Source organism: Parasphingorhabdus sp., assembly GCF_965233695.1.
Lineage (GTDB): Bacteria > Pseudomonadota > Alphaproteobacteria > Sphingomonadales > Sphingomonadaceae > Parasphingorhabdus.
Window position 1 is genome coordinate 3,936,915 of the sequence record NZ_OZ247497.1, and the last position, 18,652, is coordinate 3,955,566.

General features: G+C 52.8%; 18 protein-coding genes and 1 pseudogene. 3 read left to right on the forward strand and 16 right to left on the reverse strand.

Going from position 1 to position 18,652, the window contains the following annotated elements; genetic code table 11:
• Window position 1: 1 nt before the first annotated feature.
• The 11 genes and pseudogenes from ACO6S1_RS18850 to ACO6S1_RS18900 all read right to left on the reverse strand — a co-directional run bounded on the left by ACO6S1_RS18850 (window position 2) and on the right by ACO6S1_RS18900 (window position 11,761).
• Window positions 2-655, reverse strand: coding sequence for an OmpH family outer membrane protein (locus ACO6S1_RS18850; protein ID WP_422344078.1), 654 nt, complete (start codon window positions 653-655; stop codon window positions 2-4).
• Window positions 655-3,312 (reverse strand): outer membrane protein assembly factor BamA, encoded by a 2,658-nt coding sequence (gene bamA, locus ACO6S1_RS18855; RefSeq protein ID WP_422344079.1) that lies wholly within the window; start codon window positions 3,310-3,312, stop codon window positions 655-657. The genes ACO6S1_RS18850 and bamA overlap by 1 nt, the downstream gene beginning before the upstream one ends.
• Window positions 3,313-3,432: 120 nt before the next feature.
• Window positions 3,433-4,557, reverse strand: a complete 1,125-nt coding sequence (gene rseP / locus ACO6S1_RS18860) for an RIP metalloprotease RseP (RefSeq protein WP_422344080.1) — start codon at window positions 4,555-4,557, stop codon at window positions 3,433-3,435.
• Entirely contained in the window at window positions 4,554-5,726 is a 1,173-nt protein-coding gene (locus ACO6S1_RS18865; RefSeq protein ID WP_422344081.1) for a 1-deoxy-D-xylulose-5-phosphate reductoisomerase, read from the reverse strand. The genes rseP and ACO6S1_RS18865 overlap by 4 nt, the downstream gene beginning before the upstream one ends.
• Window positions 5,723-6,529 carry a phosphatidate cytidylyltransferase gene (locus ACO6S1_RS18870; RefSeq protein WP_422344082.1) on the reverse strand — a complete coding sequence of 269 codons (807 nt, stop codon included), beginning with the start codon at window positions 6,527-6,529 and terminating at the stop codon, window positions 5,723-5,725. Before ACO6S1_RS18870 ends, ACO6S1_RS18865 begins: the two co-directional genes overlap by 4 nt.
• Before the next feature lie 3 nt (window positions 6,530-6,532).
• On the reverse strand, window positions 6,533-7,201 hold the full coding sequence (gene uppS / locus ACO6S1_RS18875) for a polyprenyl diphosphate synthase (protein ID WP_422346243.1): 669 nt from the start codon (window positions 7,199-7,201) through the stop codon (window positions 6,533-6,535).
• A gap of 95 nt (window positions 7,202-7,296) precedes the next feature.
• The gene (gene frr / locus ACO6S1_RS18880; protein WP_422344083.1) at window positions 7,297-7,854 is read right to left on the reverse strand and encodes a ribosome recycling factor; all 558 of its coding nucleotides are present in this window, start codon (window positions 7,852-7,854) and stop codon (window positions 7,297-7,299) included.
• A gap of 19 nt (window positions 7,855-7,873) precedes the next feature.
• A complete protein-coding gene (pyrH, locus tag ACO6S1_RS18885; RefSeq protein ID WP_422344084.1) occupies window positions 7,874-8,596 on the reverse strand; it encodes a UMP kinase in 723 nt (240 codons plus the stop codon).
• A 139-nt stretch (window positions 8,597-8,735) separates the two neighbouring features.
• Complete coding sequence (tsf, locus tag ACO6S1_RS18890; protein WP_422344085.1) at window positions 8,736-9,659, reverse strand: translation elongation factor Ts; 924 nt, start codon at window positions 9,657-9,659, stop codon at window positions 8,736-8,738.
• Window positions 9,660-10,045: 386 nt separating this feature from the next.
• A pseudogene (gene rpsB / locus ACO6S1_RS18895) lies at window positions 10,046-10,792 on the reverse strand (30S ribosomal protein S2); the annotation flags it as partial.
• Window positions 10,793-11,128: 336 nt separating this feature from the next.
• Window positions 11,129-11,761 (reverse strand): TetR/AcrR family transcriptional regulator, encoded by a 633-nt coding sequence (locus tag ACO6S1_RS18900; RefSeq protein WP_422344086.1) that lies wholly within the window; start codon window positions 11,759-11,761, stop codon window positions 11,129-11,131.
• Window positions 11,762-11,917: 156 nt separating this feature from the next.
• On the opposite strand from ACO6S1_RS18900, the gene ACO6S1_RS18905 reads away from it, so the two are divergent.
• Genes ACO6S1_RS18905 through ACO6S1_RS18915 form a run of 3 tightly spaced genes read left to right on the forward strand, consistent with a single transcriptional unit; the run spans window position 11,918 to window position 14,534 of the window.
• Window positions 11,918-12,571 carry a 2-hydroxychromene-2-carboxylate isomerase gene (locus ACO6S1_RS18905; RefSeq protein ID WP_422344087.1) on the forward strand — a complete coding sequence of 218 codons (654 nt, stop codon included), beginning with the start codon at window positions 11,918-11,920 and terminating at the stop codon, window positions 12,569-12,571.
• 45 nt (window positions 12,572-12,616) lie between these two features.
• A complete protein-coding gene (locus tag ACO6S1_RS18910) occupies window positions 12,617-13,411 on the forward strand; it encodes an SDR family oxidoreductase (RefSeq protein WP_422344088.1) in 795 nt (264 codons plus the stop codon).
• 46 nt (window positions 13,412-13,457) lie between these two features.
• Window positions 13,458-14,534, forward strand: a complete 1,077-nt coding sequence (locus ACO6S1_RS18915) for a glutathione S-transferase family protein (RefSeq protein WP_422344089.1) — start codon at window positions 13,458-13,460, stop codon at window positions 14,532-14,534.
• 91 nt (window positions 14,535-14,625) lie between these two features.
• On the opposite strand, the gene mltG is transcribed toward ACO6S1_RS18915, so the two are convergent.
• The 5 genes from mltG to fabG all read right to left on the reverse strand — a co-directional run bounded on the left by mltG (window position 14,626) and on the right by fabG (window position 18,643).
• On the reverse strand, window positions 14,626-15,597 hold the full coding sequence (gene mltG / locus ACO6S1_RS18920; RefSeq protein ID WP_422344090.1) for an endolytic transglycosylase MltG: 972 nt from the start codon (window positions 15,595-15,597) through the stop codon (window positions 14,626-14,628).
• Window positions 15,598-15,604: 7 nt separating this feature from the next.
• Entirely contained in the window at window positions 15,605-16,861 is a 1,257-nt protein-coding gene (fabF, locus tag ACO6S1_RS18925) for a beta-ketoacyl-ACP synthase II (RefSeq protein ID WP_422344091.1), read from the reverse strand.
• A gap of 155 nt (window positions 16,862-17,016) precedes the next feature.
• Entirely contained in the window at window positions 17,017-17,253 is a 237-nt protein-coding gene (locus ACO6S1_RS18930; RefSeq protein WP_074205387.1) for an acyl carrier protein, read from the reverse strand.
• Window positions 17,254-17,350: 97 nt separating this feature from the next.
• On the reverse strand, window positions 17,351-17,887 hold the full coding sequence (locus tag ACO6S1_RS18935; protein WP_422344092.1) for a hypothetical protein: 537 nt from the start codon (window positions 17,885-17,887) through the stop codon (window positions 17,351-17,353).
• A 12-nt stretch (window positions 17,888-17,899) separates the two neighbouring features.
• A complete protein-coding gene (gene fabG / locus ACO6S1_RS18940; protein ID WP_422344093.1) occupies window positions 17,900-18,643 on the reverse strand; it encodes a 3-oxoacyl-[acyl-carrier-protein] reductase in 744 nt (247 codons plus the stop codon).
• Window positions 18,644-18,652: the final 9 nt, after the last annotated feature.

Below are 18,652 nucleotides of genomic sequence, written 5' to 3' on the forward strand. Positions count from 1 at the left end.
TTTACCGGCCGGAAGGCTGTTCGGTTGCAGCGGGCTGCGCAGCCTGCTGCTGTGCTTGGCCAGGCTTCCAGTCAGCCGGAGGTGTTATAGAAGCAGAAGGAACAAGCTTGTTAAGCTCCAATACAATCGCATCCGTGATGTCGACATAAGGCTCCCGCGCAACGGCGGCTTGCGGCTGAAGCACAAGATCAACATTCTTGGCCTTCATTGTTGCCCTGATGGCATCATTCAGTTTCATGCCGACCTGTTCTTCGACATAAGCGGTTGCCAAAGTCACACGCTGCTGCAAACGGGCCAGCTCCTGTTGGCCGGACTGCCGCTTTGCCTGCAGAGCCTGAGCCTGTGGCTGAACCGTTTGTGCTGTGGCACCAGGCTGTTGAACAGCTGCGTTATAGGCATCCACAAGAGGTTTAAGCTCGGTCTGCAGCGCTGTCGCACGCGCGTTGGTTGCATCGATGTCGGCTTTGTATGTTGTCTTCATCTGCTCAACTGCGGTGCGATAAGCCTGTGATCTGACCACAGCAGCCTCATAATTGGCAATTGCGATGCTGGTACGGGATTGGGCCGCTGCCGGCGTTGCTATCACAGCCGGCACCGACAGAGCAGCAACGGCCAATGCGGCTGATTTCAAAAGTGTCTTGGTTGAAAAAGTCATTAGAATTGAGTTCCTACATTGAAAGTGAATAGCTTGGTGTCATCACCTGGCTCCTTTAACAGAGCACGTGCTACATCGATCCTAAATGGACCGAATGGGGAATTCCAGTTGACGCCAATGCCAACGGAAACGCGTGGACTGGCGCTGTCGCCAAAAAATTGTTCGGTAAAACTACCTGCAACCAGCGAAGGCTCATTGGCCACACCATTGGCATCAACTGCATCGGTAGTATTCACCAGAGCACCATCGTCGTTTACAGTTATGAAAAGCGGATCACCGTTAGTATCGACAGCCTGCACACGGTTTTCGACCAACAAGGGTTGCGTAACATTGAACACCGCGCCGGCATCTACAAATATTGAAGGCCGTAATCCCAGTTCCCGTGCGCCACTTCCCAACGGAATTTCCAGTTCAGCGCGGCCCAGATAATAAGCGCGACCGCCGATGGCGTCATCGGTAACACTATCGCGATCTTCACGGAAATCGATAATCGAGTTAACCGCACGACCATCAACAATTTCTGGCGTAAAACGCGCGCGGATCACCCTTGGCCCAACACCACGGATATCAAAGCCGCGAATCTGTGGTTCGCCTAGGAAGAACCGATCGGTTAAGCGGACATCATCGATACCATCAGCAGCGCTACCGCGATTCTCTAGCGGATGAATATAACCACCTTCGGCACTTACCGAGAAAATGAAATTCCCCAGTACCCGCCAATATTTTGCAGCATTCAAACGACCTCTAAGATATTTGACACTGCCGCCGAGGCCAGCAAAATCGAGGCTGCCGACAACGGTCTGGCCGCGGGTCGGACGAACACGATTGTCCCGGTCGTCATAAATCAGCGATGCGCCGATGGATGAGGTGGTGCGTTTACCCAATGCATCACATAGAAAACGTCCAGCAACCAAGGGGTCGCAAGTATCAGCATCACTATTCCCGCGGAAACCATCACCATCAGAATCGGTAAAGAACAGATCACGATCCAATGTCACATCATCATGACTCAGGCCGTAACGCAGCGACGCTGACAGATATTCGGTAATCGGAACGCCTGCGCGGACCTGAAAACCGGTTGTCAGCTGCTCGAATGTCGTTTCCCGATCATCGCCAACGAAATTAAAGCTGTTCAGATCGCGGCGAAAGAGATCGACTCCAACTGCTATGTTCCGGTCAAATAAATAGGGTTCAGTAAAACCCAGCTCAATCGATTGCGAGAAGCTGGAATAGCTCACACTTGTACGTAGTTCCTGGCCCTTACCGCGGAAATTGCGCTGGCGAACAGATGCTTGCAGAATGAAATTCTCAACGCTCGAGAAACCGGCAGAAAGCTGCAATTCACCCGTAGCGCGTTCTTCCACATTGGCTTCGAGAATGATCCGGTCCGGTGCGCTGCCTTGTTTTTGTTCAATCTCCAACTCGTCCTGGAAAAAGCCCAAAGACTTGATACGGTTAGCGGACCGCTTGACCTGGAAACTGTTAAAGGCATCGCCTTCGTTCAGACGGAATTCGCGGCGGACCACTTTATCCTGGGTCAGCGTGTTTCCGTTAATATCAATCCGCTCGACATAGACCCGGTCGCTTTCGGCAACCTTGAATGTGATACCCATGGTCAGGGTGTCTTTGTCGCGGTTAAATTCCGGCCGTACATCGGCGAAAGCATAGCCGAAAAGGCCAGCGGTTTCAGACAAGCTTTCCACCGTGTCTTCCACCTGCTTCGCGTCGTAGAAATCACCTTCCTGCATCGGCAATAGCGGGGTTAGTGTTTCGGCGGTAAAATCACGGATTTCACTTTCGACAGATACATCGCCAAATTTATAGCGTTCTCCTTCTTCCACCACATAAGTGATGATGAAGTCTTTTTTGTCTGGTGTCAGCTCTGCAACCGCCGAGATAACCCGGAAATCGGCATAGCCTTCGGTTAGGTAAAATTGCCGAAGTTTTTGTTGATCAAAGGCCAGACGATCGGGATCATATGTGTCGCTGGAGCTGAAGAAGCGATAGAAACGCGATTGCTTGGTGACCATTTCACCGCGCAGCTTGCCATCGGAAAATACTTCATTCCCGATGATGTTGATTTGTTGAACCTTGGATTTGGGACCTTCGTTGACCTCAAACACGATATCAACCCGGTTCTGGTCCAGTTGAACCATCTTGGGTTCGACGCTGGCAGCAAAGCGGCCCTTGCGCTTGTACAACTCGATAATGCGAGCCACATCGGCCCGCACTTTGGAGCGCGTGAATATCTGACGCGGAGCCAGCCGGATTTCCGGCCGGATGGCATCATCTTTGATCCGTTTGTTGCCTTCCAGCAAAATCCGGTTGATCACCGGGTTCTCGACAACATCAATGACGACAGCGCCGGCATTGTTGCGGATGCTGACATCCTTGAACAATTCGGTCTCGAACAGGTCTTTGAGCGCCTGGTCAGCCGATTCCTGTGTATAGGTCTGGCCAACCCGCAACTTCATGTAAGACAGGACGGTGCCGGGCTCGAGCCGCTGCGAGCCATTGACGACAATCGACCGAATTGTGTCGTCGGTCGTCAGACCAGGCTGAACCGCGGGCGCTTCCTGTGCGTGCACAGGCACCGCAATCCCTGCCAAAATAGTACCACTCAACAATATGGGCAGGAGCCGTTTTTTATGCTTCACAGACAAACTCGCTTTCACGCCTAAAACTCAAAAATACCAACCAGTGCAAAATATGCATCAGCATTTGCGAAACCCCCTGCCCCAACCAGAGCTATCAATCAATGGGCAATCCACGGACGACTAGCCCGAGAATGCCCTGAACAGTCCGAAAGAGGCCAAATCATTAAATGTCACCACCAACATGAACATCACGACAAGCGCAAAACCCGATCGAAATGCCCATTCCTGAACCATAGCATTAGCTGGCTTTCGCCGAACTGCCTCTATGGCGTAGAACATCAAATGCCCCCCATCGAGCATGGGGATTGGCAGGAGGTTGATGAACCCTAAGTTAATTGAGATTAACGCTACAAAGAATATGAACTGGTTCAGTCCGGCAACGAATTGTTCGCCCGAAACCTGTGCGATTTTCAGCGGTCCACCCAGTTCGGTGATGGAACGTCGGCCGCTAATTACCTGCCCCAATGTCGTGACAATCAAATCCACAATCTCGCCCGTCTGGCGCGTTGCAATGATAGGTGCTTCCCATAGCGAGACATCCCGGCGCTCGATACTGCCGGGAGAAATGCCCAACAGGCCGATGCGATATTGATTGCCGAACCGGTCTTCCTCGATACGAACCCCAATTGTTGCATTTTCGGTCAAAACCGAACCATCCCGTTCGAACTTGATCTCTACTTCTTCGTCTGGAATTATCGAAATCTCACGCGATAGGTCCGAAAAACGCGTAATTGTTTCGCCATCAATCTCCAGAATCTTGTCTCCATTTTGCAGACCAATTGCCTCGGCCGTAGAATTTTCAGCAACTGTTCCGACAACCGGCTGGGTCACGCTTTCCCCATAAGCTAGCGCGAATCCGGCCAATATCAGGATAGCGAAGAGAAAGTTGATCGCAGGACCAGCGAAAACAATGGCCGCGCGCTTAAACAGGGATTTGGACTGAAACGTCTGATTTCGCTCTTCAGCCGGGAGTTTTAACCAATCTTCGCTGGTCGAACTGGAAGGATCCATGTCGCCAGCAAATTGCACATAGCCGCCTAGTGGCAATGCACAGATTTTCCACCGCGTGCCGCGCTTGTCATTCCAGCCGAACAGCTCTTTACCAAAGCCGATCGAAAATTTGTCCGCTTTCACGCCGCACCAGCGCCCCACCAGATAGTGGCCCATTTCGTGGATGAACACGAGGACTCCGATGGTGATCAGAAAAGCGAGTAAGGTTACCAATATACCGGGATTCTCGGTCAAACTTTAACATCCTCAATCATGGCCGTAGCTCGCATGCGCGTTTCTTTATCAATTGCGAAAATATCCGCAAGATCGTTCGGTTCCGGCGGGCTATAGCCGTCAATCATGCGTGATACAATCTTGGTGATTTCCAGAAACTGAACACGGCCGCTCAGAAAGGCTGCGACGGCAATTTCATTGGCCGCGTTCAAGATTGCCGGAACCGCTCCGCCCGCCTCGATAGCCGAGCGCGCAAGCTTTATGGCTGGAAAGCGGTCAACGTCCGGCGCTTCAAAGTCAAGTGTGCCGATTCTGGCCAAATCCAGTGGCACACAATCGGTTTTCATCCGCTCCGGCCACGCCAGGGCGCTGGCGATGGGGATACGCATATCCGGTGATCCAAGCTGCGCCAATGTCGAGCAATCGTGATATTCCACCATCGAATGAATGACCGATTGGGGATGGACCAAAATGTCAATATTATCGAGCCCCACCGGGAACAGGTGATGGGCCTCAATGAGCTCCAGCCCCTTGTTCATCATCGTCGCGCTATCGACAGAAATCTTGGCCCCCATATCCCAGTTGGGATGCGCTACGGCCTGCGCAGGCGTTACCGATGCCATTTGTTCTTTGGACCATGTCCGAAATGGACCACCGCTAGCGGTCAGCGTAATTTTTCGCACCTGATCAATCCGTCCACCCTGCAGGCACTGAAAAATCGCATTATGTTCAGAATCGACCGGCAACAAAGTTGCGTTCGCTTCTCGCGCCTGTGCCATCATCAGATCACCGGCAGAAACCAGCGCCTCTTTGTTTGCCAGTGCCACCGTTTTGCCAGATTGCAGCGCGGCCAGAGTCGGCGGTAAGCCAGCACATCCGACAATCGCGGCCATCGTCCAGTCAGCCCCCAGCCGAGCAGCGTCGACCAGCTTCTCAGGTCCTGCCGCAACATCGGTTCTGGTGCCTGCCAACAGGCCTTTCAAAGTCTCATATCGGCTGGCGTCGGCAATGACCGCTACCTCTGCGTCAAATTCCCTGGCGAGCTTCGCGAGCCCTTCCGCATCGCTATTAGCAGTTAGCGCGACGACGTGATATTTCTCGCGCTCGAGCCGGATCAGATCCAGCGTGGATGTCCCAACTGATCCCGTCGCCCCGAATATGGATATCGTTCGCGCAGCGCCTTGTGTCATTGGCTGCCAAACAACATGATTACGGCTACCACCGGCGCCACAGGAATCAAGCCGTCAAGCCTGTCCATCACGCCGCCATGACCGGGAAAGATCGTACCGCTATCTTTGGCCCCTGCCCTGCGCTTCATCTGGCTCTCAAACAAGTCTCCCATTTGCGCCAGCACAGCCAGCGGGATACTCAAAAGCACCAGCTGGATTGGCAATTGGAAATAGACATGCAAGGCAAAACTGAACAATACCGTGATAATCACGCCGCCGATCAACCCCGCCCACGTCTTGTTCGGACTATAGGTTGGCGCCAGCTTTGGGCCGCCAATAGCGCGTCCCGAAAAATATGCTCCGATATCGGTCGCCCAGACCAGCGCCAGTGTCCAGAACACGATCAGCAAACCGTTATCAATACCTCGTAGATAAAGTATAGAAAGCGCTGGTAAGCCAGCATAAATTATACCAAATGCCAATTTGGCAGAACGATCAAAGACCGCGATGAACATCGCTGCTCCAAAGATCAACCCGAGCGCCAGAAATGACGGGCCGGCCGCCATGTAAGACATGATCGCAAGCGGAACCGACAAAGCATAGAGAGCAAGCCGTTTATTCTCCAACCGCTCTGTCAGTTCTGCCCATTCGGATAATATACCCAGTGACATCAATACGATCAGCAACCAGAAAGCGTGCCTGCCAATCCAATGATCACCAACGACAAGGGTTCCGATGGTAACAGCAACAAGTGCGACTCCGACAATGATCCGTGTGACCAGTTCATTGGGTGTCTTTTTTGCCGGGCTTGCAGGATCATTCATGACTTACCGTCCGCCGAAACGACGATCCCGGTCGCCAAAAGACTTCAATGCCCGCTGAAGCTCGCGCTTGTCGAAATCAGGCCATAATGTATCGGTGAAATAGAGTTCGGAATAGGCTGACTGCCAGAGCAGAAAATTAGACAAGCGCAATTCGCCCGAGGTCCGAATCAGAAGGTCCAATGGCGGTAGGCCAGCGGTATCGAGCGCGCTCGACATATGGTTGATATTAATCTGATCCGGCTCCAGATCACCCTGTTTAACGGATGTTGCAATATTTTGAACAGCGCGCAGCATTTCATCCTGCGCGCCATAATTGAGTGCGATCGCCAATGTCATACGGTCATTATTGGCCGTCCGCTCGAGCGCTTTGTCGATCAATGCGACGATGTCGCCATCCAGCGCCTTGTAATTACCGATAACTTTCAGCCGAATACCGTTTTCATCGAATTCATCTATATCAGATTGAATATACTGTCGCAGCAGCCCCATCAGATCGGAAACTTCATCCGCTGGCCGGCTCCAGTTTTCCGACGAAAAAGCATAGAGGGTCATCGCCTCTATGCCCATTTCGCCAGCCACGCGGACAATATCGCGAACGGCCTCGACACCCTTTTTATGTCCCAATGCTCTGGGCAAATGCTTTTTCTTGGCCCAGCGGCCATTGCCATCCATGATGATCGCGATATGACGCGCGCCATGTGTCGGATCAGCCACCTGCGCAGCCCCTTGATCGGGATCTACCGATCCCTTCTTGGTGGGCGCAAGCCTCACTGTGTAAGGATTTCCTGTTCTTTGGCGGTCGACAGCTTGTCGGCTTCTTCGATCATCTGATCGGTCAGTTTTTGAACCTCGGTCTCCAGCCGCTTCTTGTCATCTTCGCTGATTTCCTTCTTATTTTCATCGGCCTTGATGTCGTCCATGCCGTCGCGCCGGACATTGCGGATCGCAATCCGTGCCTTTTCTGCAAACTGACCAGTCATCTTGGCCAATTCCTTGCGGCGTTCTTCGGTGAGATCAGGAATAGGCAGTCGGATATTGGGACCATCAATCATGGGATTGAGTCCCAATCCCGCCGACCGGATCGCCTTTTCCACGGGTTGAATATTGCCCTTGTCCCACACCTGAACAGACAGCATCCGCGGTTCAGGAACCGAAACGGTTGCCACCTGGTTAAGCGGCATTTTCGAGCCATATACTTCAACTGTAATGCTATCGAGCAAAGCGGTATTGGCACGCCCTGTCCGCAATCCGCTCAGATCGTGTTTCAAAGCCTCGAGAGAAGCGTTCATCCGCTTTTCAAGACCAGCTTTATCATATTGTGCCATCGCTCAATTCTCCCAGTTTCTATTCCGTTGCACCGACGATGGTCGCCGTACCGCCGCCGCCAAGTACTGTCGCCAGATTGCCTTTTTCACGGATTGTAAACACCACAATCGGGATGTTGTTTTCCCGGCACAGGGCAACCGCACTGGCATCCATCACTTTCAGATTGTCGGTCAGAACCTGATCAAAGCTGAGCGCATCATAGCGCACCGCATCCGGATTTGTTTTCGGATCGGCATTATACACACCATCCACGCTGGTCCCCTTGAACAGCGCCTCACAGCCCATCTCCGCAGCACGCAAGGCCGCAGCGGTATCGGTTGTGAAATAGGGATTGCCGGTGCCGGCTGCAAATATCACAATCCGGCCCTTTTCCAGATGGCGAACCGCTTTGCGGCGGATATAGGGCTCACAAACACTGGCCATCGGAATGGCCGACAAAACCCGTGTATCACAGCCCATCTGTTCCAGCGCGTTTTGCACCGCCAGCGCGTTCATTACGGTTGCCAGCATGCCCATATAATCGGCACTCGTCCGGTCGAAACCCTTGGCCGCTGCCGCCAGTCCGCGGAATATATTGCCGCCGCCAACGACGAGACACAGTTCATAACCAGCTTCTTTCGCCGACTTCACTTCGGCAGCGATCCGATTCACGGTTTCCGGATCGATTCCGAATTCGCCCGAACCCATCAGGGCTTCACCCGAAAGCTTCAGCAAAATGCGCTTAAACGCTGGTCTTTTCATGCAAAATCCATCCCACAAACTGTGACGCCTTGACGTCTGATCAGCCCCATATATGACAATGGCGCAGACCATAGATAGTCCGCGCCATTGCGCCAAGTGTTAATGCGCCAAACAATCGAATGGCAGCAAATACAACAGGTTAGTTGCCGAGAGTCGCTGCAACTTCTGCAGCGAAATCTTCCTCTTTCTTCTCGATGCCCTCGCCCAGCTGAAAGCGGACATATTCGGTCAGCTTGATTTCAGCGCCAGCGTCCTTGCCTGCCTGCTCGACAACCTGAGCGATTGGCGTCTTGTTATCCATGACAAAAATCTGGCTAAGCAATGCGTTTTCCTTGGCAAATTTTGCCATCGCGCCATCAACCATTTTATCTACGATATTCGCGGGCTTGCCGGATTCGGCTGCTTTCTCGGCGGCAATCGCACGCTCGCGTTCGAGCATGTCCTGATCCAGACCATCCGCGTTCAACGCCAATGGGAAGGCTGCAGCAATATGCATTGCAATCTGCTTGCCGAGCGGCTCCAGAACGTCTGCGCCCGCGGTGCTTTCCAAAGCCACCAGCACACCGATTTTGCCCATGGTCGGGGTAACCGCATTATGGATATAGGGAACAACGGCACCGCTGCTGACGGCAACGGTTTTCATCCGGCGGATCGCCTGATTTTCGCCGATGGTCGCGATATTGTTGGTCAGAGTGTCCTGAACCGTACCGCCGCCAGGAAAGTCCGCCGCTGCCAAAGCCTCGACATCATCGCTGCCCAAGCCCAGTGCGACTTCGGTCACGCCGGTCACAAATGCCTGGAACTGGTCATTTTTAGCCACAAAGTCGGTTTCGCTGTTCACTTCAACTGCAACGCCTTTGGTGCCCGATACAGCCACGCCGACCAAGCCCTCGGCCGCGGTGCGACTTGATTTCTTCTGAGCGGCGGCAAGGCCTTTGGTGCGCAGCAAATCAACCGCTGCTTCGACGTCGCCATTTGTTTCGTTCAATGCTTTTTTGCAATCCATCATGCCAGCGCCGGTGCGCTCGCGCAGTTCTTTCACTGCTGCTGCGGTAATAGCCATTTTTATCTTCCTCAATTTTCGTGGGTGAGAATGTTTTGTTTCTAATAAAATGAAGGGGCAGCACCGATGCCGCCCCGCCATTTTCCTATGCAGTCAATATATGACCGCACCGAGACGCTTCAAGCTTAGGCCTTTTCGTCGGCTTTCTTGTCGTCATCCTTTTTAGCAGCAGCCTTTTTGGCCGGCGCTTTCTTGGCAGGAGCCTTAGTCGCAGCCGCTTTCTTGGCTGGCGCTTTTTTGGCAGCCGGCTTTTTGGCCGGAGCCTTCGCTTCTTCAGCAGGCGCTTCTTCAGCCGCAGGCGCTTCCGCAGCTGGAGCCGCTTCAACAATTTCTGCAACCGCAGCCGCTTCACCAGCAGCCATTGCGCTGGCATTGGCTTCGCTGGAAACAATCGCTTCTACCGGTGGAGCAACTTCTGCGCCGAGATCTTTGCCCGATGCAACAGCCGCTTCCTGGCCGCCCTTCGTTGCTGCAGCAGCCACGGATTCGCAGTATAGGCGAATGGCGCGCGCCGCATCATCATTGCCGGGAACCGGGAAGGCGATGTTGCTGGGATCAACGTTGGAATCGAGGATCGCAACGACTGGAATGCCCAGAACATTGGCTTCCTTAATCGCAAGCTCTTCCTTGTTGGCGTCGATAACGAACATCACGTCAGGAATGCCGCCCATGTCGCGGATGCCGCCAAGAGACAGTTCCAGCTTATCACGCTCACGCGTCATCTGCAGGGCTTCTTTCTTGGTGAAACCGGCCATGTCACCGGAAAGCTGCTCTTCAAGCGTTTTCATCCGGCGAATCGAGTTGGAAATGGTTTTCCAGTTGGTCAGCATGCCGCCGAGCCAACGGTGGTTTACAAAATGCTGGCCGCTGGCGCGGGCTGCTTCAGCGATAGGCTCTTGCGCCTGACGCTTGGTGCCAACGAACAGGACCTTGCCGCCAGAAGACACCGCGTTTGCGATGAAATCAAGCGCGCGAGCAAACAAAGGCACGCTCTGCGACAGATCAAGAATATGGACGCCGTTACGGGCTCCAAAGATGTATGGTTTCATCTTCGGGTTCCAACGGTGGGTTTGGTGGCCGAAATGAACTCCGGCTTCAATCAATTGCTGTAGGGTGACGACAGGGGCCGCCATAATATTTCTCCTTATCCGGTTATGCCTCTGGAAAGCTGAGAACCTCAAACGACCTGAAAGGCCGGTATCAGCACCGGTATGAGCGCTTTCCATGTGGAATGAGCGTGCCGTTAGAGCGGTGCGCGGCGAAATGCAAGGAGTAATTTGGAGAAACGTTGAGGGTCAGCGCAATAGCAGGCGAAATACAGGATTCAAAAGGAGATATTAGGATCTGGGGATATGGAACAGGCTAATGTCCGCTTTAGGCGCAACAGTGAATGCTGGACAAACCTGCCTGATTACTTGTTACGAGCGCAACGACAGAAATTTTATCCGAAGCGGCTGGCCCGAAATCCTCTATATCGCCCGCTGGGCTAATGCTGCCTCAAAAGCTCTTCGTGCAGAAGTTTTTAGATATGGAAACAGAACCGCAAGATGATGCTCAATGCCGCGCTTTTGATCGGCCCAACTGACCTGTTCAAGCCCTTCGAGTTCGCGCAGATAATCGACCCAGTAGCGGCTGACGATCCAAAGAGATCTGGCTAGGACATCAATGCTCTGACCTTTGTCTCGTAGGAAAAGACCCTCTTTATCAATCCGCTTGAGTAGTGCGACAAGCCCTTCATAATCGGCTGTCAGCTCTGAATCTGGTCGCTGACCAACTGGTTCGCCAGCATAATGAAGCCGGTCACGCAAGAGGAAGCGATAACGCCACGTCAACTGCATCCCAAACAGCAAATGATCGATATACTCCTCAGCCGCCGTCCCGGTTTTCTTCGCTGCACGATGGTCTTTCATCAAAAGCAGCACATCTTCTTCGAGCGCTTTTGCCAGATCGCGCTTGGTGGGAAAGTGATAGGTCAGATTGCCTTGCGAGATATCCAGGGACGCCGCAATTTCCGTGACCGATGCGGCTGCATAACCCTTTGCATTAAATGCGTGCCTGCTGGCTTCCAAAATTCGTGAAGCAGTGGCTGAGCGCTGTTTCATCGGTCCCAATATCCTCCCAGTTTAATGCGTTTTGCAAAATGGAATTGCAAATTAGTACATAATACCTAATATTAGGTTTTACTACCTAATTAATGATTCGGGCGGCACCTTTTTTGCTGAATTAGTGCCGCGGAATGAAAGTGTGGAGGAGAGACAATGCCCAAATGTGTCGACATATTCTGGTCTTTCAGAAGCCCCTATTCCTATCTCGTCACTCCTGACCTTCTTAAACTGCGTGAGGATTTTGCAGTGCGTGTTAAGTTGCGCCCGGTATTGCCGATTGCTTTGCGTGCCAAATCGACGGTGTTCGATGCTGCCGACAAAAAGCGTCCCAGATACATAGTGATGGATTCCAAGCGCCGGGCAGCGTTTCTTGGATTGCCTTTTTTTTGGCCGAAGCCGGATCCGGTTGTCCAGGACCTGGAAACCTATGAGGTACCGGAAGACCAGCCTTATATCTGGCGATTATCGATGCTTGGCGTGGAGGCAGAGCGGCAGGGCAAAGGTATCGATTTCGCTCGTCATGTAGCGGCTCTTTTGTGGGGCGGAACCAAAAACTGGGACAAAGCTGATCATTTAGCTCTTGCTGCTCAGCAGGCGGGCCTGAACCTTGCCGAAATGGAAAGCGCTTTTGCTCATTATGATGCCAAGGCAGAGATTGAGAAAAACCACAGATTGCTGGAAAAATCAGGCCATTGGGGCGTGCCGACAATGGTCTTCGAGGGAGAGCCATTTTTTGGCCAGGACCGTATTGATACACTGCGTTGGCGTCTCGACCAAGCGGGGATGCGACGCGATCCAGGCAGCTAATCTGGCAAGAAACCGAAATGTTCCAATGACCGAAGGAGTCTGAAAATGGATCTGATGATTAAGGGAAAGAAAGCGATCATGGCCGGCGGCAGTGCCGGCATGGGGCGCGCCACCGCTGAACGTCTCGCGGAGGCCGGCGCTGAGCTGATCATTACTGCCCGAGGCGAAGCCCGATTGCAAAAAGCTGCTGAGGAAATTGCAGAGAAATATGATGTGCCAGTAACGCCGGTTGTTGCAAACTCCTCGACCGAGGCTGGTCGAGAGGCTCTATTCGCCGCCTGTCCCGATCCCGACATTCTAGCGATCACGATTAAGCCGCCTGATCCAAACGGAGACTTTCTGAAGGTATCGGCCGACATGTGGCGAGATTCAGTGGAGACTGCCTTGATCGGGCCGATTGAAATCATGCGAAACTATATTCCCGTAATGAAGGAAAAAGGATGGGGTAGGATAGTGAACATCGCCACCTTCTCTGCCAAGAACCCGATGATCTGGCGGCTGATGTCCGGCCCGGCACGCTCCGCATTGCTCAATTATACCGCCAGTGTTTCCCGAGAAATTGCTCCGCATGGCGTTATACTGAACAATCTCTTGCCCGGCATGTTTGCTACAGAGGGCGCATCGGAAATCATGGGTGCTTATGCGGATGCATTCGGCCTTGAGCCCAAACCGGAAATTGTAAGAGCGCACTTCAAGGAACATAATCACATTCCTGCTGGATTTATGGGAGATGCCGATGATCTCGCACCGATGGCCGCTTTTCTTTGCAGTTCGCTGGCACGGTTCATCGTTGGCCAGAATATCGTGATTGATGGCGGTCAGTATAGCGCCATTTTCTGATGAGCAGGGCGAACGAAAAGGTCACGGAAAATAACAGGAGGGCTATATGATAGTCTACGGATCACGGATTTCCTACTATACCGGTAAACTGGAAACCTATTTACGGTACAAGAATATTGCCTACACACCTCTGCCGATGCCTTATGGTGATGCAGAAATGCTGAAGAAAAAGGTCGGCGCGGTTCAGATGCCGATTGTCGATGATGATGGAAAGTGGATGTCGGACACCACGCCCATGATCATGCATCTTGAAACGCAACATACGGGCAATCCTGTTTTGCCAGACGATCCGGTCGTGGGTTTCATTTCGCATCTCATAGAAGATTATGGGGATGAATGGCTGTGGAGGTCAGCAATGTACTATCGATGGTGGTACGCCAATGATCGGATGCTCGCCTCGAACGTTTTGACTGACGAGGTTACAGGACATTTGAAACTGCCCCGATGGATGAGATTGCGGATGATCGTTCGTCGGCAGGTACGCCATTATGTCAAACGAGATGGCGTCACAGAAACAACGCGCCACCATATAGAGCAGAGCTACCACAATGCATTGATAGCCATGACGGCGATGTTGGAGAAGCGACCATTTCTTTTGGGAAATGCACCGTCACTGGCTGACTTCGGAATGATGGGGCCGATGTTCAGGCATTATGGCCAGGACCCCACGCCACAGGAAATCATGCGCAACACCGCACCAGCAGTTTTCGAATGGGTCGCCCGGATGTGGCATGCCAAAAATCAAGGTCAGCCAGAATTCGTATCACAGATACCGGACGACGCCGCGCCATTGTTGAAAGAAATCTGTGAAACGCATCTGGTACAGTTAACCGCCAATGCAGAAGCTTTTGCCGAAAATGAGGAGCGCTTCGATATGACAGTTCAAGGTTGCGATTACCAAGATATCGCCGCATCAAAATATCGCGTTTGGTGCCTCGAAGAGTTACGCCGCCGGTTTGAATTGCTATCCACCAATCAGAAAAAGTCGGTCAAAGCATTGCTGCCTTATTCTCAAGCCACAGTTCTTTGGAATGCACAGCCTTCAACTCTATCCGGTTTCAACAGTGACAATCATCTGCCCTTTGGGAAAGCCATGAATGTATTCAAAGGCGGGCTTCCTTAGTGGTTATTAGAGGCAATCTTTTATCTAGTTGTGCACGTTCCTAATTATTCTATCCTAACGTCCGCTTTCGGGATGAAGCATATGTGTGGAATTACATCTCGCCCCGTTCGCGGCGGATGGCGAACCATTTTTCGACATTGGCGTTATGCTCCGCCAGCGTTTTGGCAAAAACATGCCCGCCCTTGCCGTCCGCTACGAAGAAAAGATAATCGCTGTCCGCCGGATCGAGCACTGCTTCGATCGAAGCACGTCCTGGATTGGCAATTGGCCCCTTGGGCAGACCAACCATCGAATAGGTATTATAATCATTCACCGCGGCAATTTCGGACTGGCGAATGCGCCGTCCCAGCGGTTTGCCCTTGGTGATCGGATAGATAATCGTCGGATCAGCCTGCAGCATCATGTTGCGATTGATCCGGTTGCTATAGACAGCGGCAACGGTCCGCCGCTCGCGTGCCAGAGCCGTTTCCTTCTCGACAATTGCCGCCAGAATTATGGCTTCTTCGGGTGTTTTGACCACGCTGGCCGCGGTTTTCTTGGGCCATAGTTCGGCGATCGTATCCTTCATCGCCTTTTGCATCCGCGCGACGACCGCCGCACGGCTTTCCCCGCGCTCGAAGCTATAACTGTCCGGCAAAAGCGACCCTTCTTCGGGAACCGGGATATCGCCGGTCAGCAGTTTTTCGGCCATGAGTTTTTCATGCACGATGATAGAGGGCGTGCCCTCCGGTATCGTGATCAGACGTTGCACCGTTTTCCCACCCTGAAGGATGTCCAATATCGTGGCATTGCTTGCCCCTGCTGGAATAACGAATTCGCCGGCCTTTATCGGTTCCGATCCGCCGAATATTTTTGCACGATTGATAAAGGCATCAGCGGATTTGATTACGCCTTCCTCTTCCATCGCTTTAGCCGCCATGCCCAGACTGGAGCCCGGCTTGACGATAAATGTCCGCTCCTGCTCCAGCGGCCCGCCCGCGTTCCATCCATAGATGAAATTACCGGCTACCAGGCCAATAATGACCGCCGCGACGACAAGAATCAGGCAACCGAAGCGCCGCATGATTGCGCTATACCGCCTTCATGATGACGCTGGCATTGGTTCCGCCAAAGCCAAAGCTGTTGCTCAGCACCGCTTTGACTTCGCGCTTTTTCGCGACATGCGGGACCAGGTCGACATCTGCGCAGCTTTCTTCCGGATCATCAAGATTCAGCGTCGGCGGCACAGTCTGGTCACGCAGCGCCAATATCGAGAAAATCGCCTCGACAGCACCTGCTCCGCCAAGCAAATGGCCGATAGCGGATTTGGTCGAGCTCATCGACATGGTCTTGATATCATCACCGAACAAGCGGCGCACAGCGGCCAGTTCAAGGACATCCGCCATAGTCGAAGTGCCATGCGCGTTGACATAATCAATATCGGCGGTGGTCAGGCCAGAGCGTTTCAATGCCATTTCCATCGAGCGATAGGCACCGACACCATCGGGATGCGGTGCCGTAACGTGGTGCGCGTCGCCGGAGAGGCCATAGCCGACCACTTCCGCATAGATATTGGCGCCACGTGCCTTGGCCCGTTCATATTCCTCGAGAACCACAACGCCCGCGCCCTCACCCATTACAAAGCCATCGCGGTCTTTATCATAGGGACGTGAAGCAGCAGTAGGGTCGTCATTGCGTTTGGTCGACAGCGCCTTGGCTTGTGCGAAACCGGCTATACCAATCGGGCAAATTGTCGCCTCGGCACCGCCTGCCAACATCACATCCGCATCATCAAGAGCGATCATCCGTGCTGCATCGCCGATGCTGTGCGCACCTGTTGAGCAGGCAGTCACAACGGCATGATTGGGGCCCATAAGACCATATTTGATCGAAACCTGACCAGAGATCAGATTGATAAGCCGTCCGTGGACAAAATGTGGACTCACCCGTCCAGGGCCGCGCTCATGCAGGACGAGAGATTCTTTTTCAATTCCCGGCAATCCGCCAATGCCAGAGCCAATCGAGCAGCCAGTGCGCAGCTTCTCCTCATCACTCATCTCGGTCAGGCCGGCATCTTCCAACGCCTGACCTGCGGCATCGATACCGTAAACAATGAATGGATCAACCTGACGCTGGACTTTGTGATCCACGCGTTTGTCTGGATCAAAACCATATTCATGGTCGGCCGGCTTCACTTCGCAGGCGATATGACATTTCTGGTTAGAGGCATCGAACCGCGTGATCTTTCCAGCACCAGATTTTGAAGCCAATATGTTGCTCCAACTTGTTTCCACATCTCCGCCAAGAGGCGTTACCAAACCCAGTCCGGTCACTACAACACGACGCATGCTATGCTCCTTATTTCGGGCTTGCCTAAGCCCCAATTCAAAAGCGGCCACCGGTTCAGGAAGTTCTTCCCAGGCCGGTGAGCCGCTTTGTAATCATTTAGCGATCATTGGCCCCGGAATGGCAGCACACAGATGTGGCCGCATCCCAAAATCAATTAACCCTTGTTGTTGTCAATGAAATCGATCGCGTCTTTGACCGTCGCGATTTTTTCGGCCGCATCGTCAGGAATTTCAACGCTGAATTCTTCTTCAAACGCCATTACAAGCTCAACAATATCGAGGCTGTCAGCGCCCAGATCATCGATGAATGCCGCTTCTTCGGTCACTTTGTCGGCTTCAACGCCAAGATGCTCAACAACAATCTTTTTTACGCGGTCTGCAGTCTCACTCATGAGAGTTCCTTCTTCGTTAGTAAATTTCTATTTTGTCCTAGTGGCATGGCGCGCTGCTTGCAAGAGGGCAAGCGCAGCTTTGTGAATCTATGCTTTTTTATTTACTCAATTCACCGTTGCGGAAGTTCTGCTCGATACCGAATAGTGCACCGCGCCACTCCCAATAATTATATACCAATTCCCGCAATTCCTTGTCTTCCGGATAACCCGCTTCAGACAAATCCTTGTCCAATTTACCGGACAGAAAAACATCCTCCAGCATATAACGGCCTGTTGGCTTCACATTATCGAGATAATATTGGTCAAGAAATGGCTTGAAATCTCCGAGTTCCTGGATTTTTTCAACCAACCCTTCTTGTAGTAGCCAACCGTCCATCAAGGATATTCGAAATGCGCTTCGCGTCTGAACATCGCTCCAGCCATGTTCAAGCTGACAGTCTCCGGTCAGTGTCTTTGCCGACAGGAAGGCGTCGATTTCCTTACCTTTGCGTGCCATCGAGAAATAATCGCGCGCCTGCTCAGCCGAGACCTGCTTGCTAACACAATCAAGGTTTTCAATCGTTAGCAGCCCTTCGGTCGGCATCGCCGATTGCGGATTGGCTGCCATCGCCAGAAAAAACAAGGCGTGGATCATCTCTACGACCGATCAGCTGATCATCGCCATGCCGCCGTTGACGTGGATCGTCTGGCCCGTGACATAGGAGGCTTCATTGCTGGCAAGATAAGTTACGGCGGCGCCAATATCATCGCCCGTTCCCATTTTTCCGGCGGGAATTTTCCGGTTAATCTCGTCTTTCTGAGCATCCGTAAGGGCCTCTGTCATCGGCGTTGCAATAAAACCGGGGGCAACACAATTCACGGTAATACCGCGCGAGGCGAGTTCCTGTGCGAGCGCCTTGGACATGCCGACCAGTCCGGCCTTGGAGGCAACATAGTTGACCTGCCCGGGATTACCGGTGGCACCGACCACCGACGTAATGGAGATGATGCGGCCGTGACGGGCCTTCATCATCGGTCGCGCTGCAGCACGGGCCAGACGGAAAGCGGACTCCAGATTGACGTTCAGCACATCAGACCAGTCTTCATCCGACATCCGCATGACCAGCCCGTCACGGGTAATTCCCGCATTATTGACCAGTATGTCGAGCTTACCCAGCTTTTCGATCACTTGCGGGACAAGTTCATTTACCTCTTCGGCGTCGGATAGATCGCACGGAATGACAACATGACCATTCCCGGCAAGCTCCGGGATCAGATCCATCAAAGTCAGCTTGCGCGTGCCGGACAAAGCGATGGTTGCGCCGCGCGCAGCCAGTGACTTGGCAATTGCGGAACCAATGCCACCCGATGCGCCGGTTACCAGCGCGGTCATTCCTGTCAGATCAAACATATAAAATTC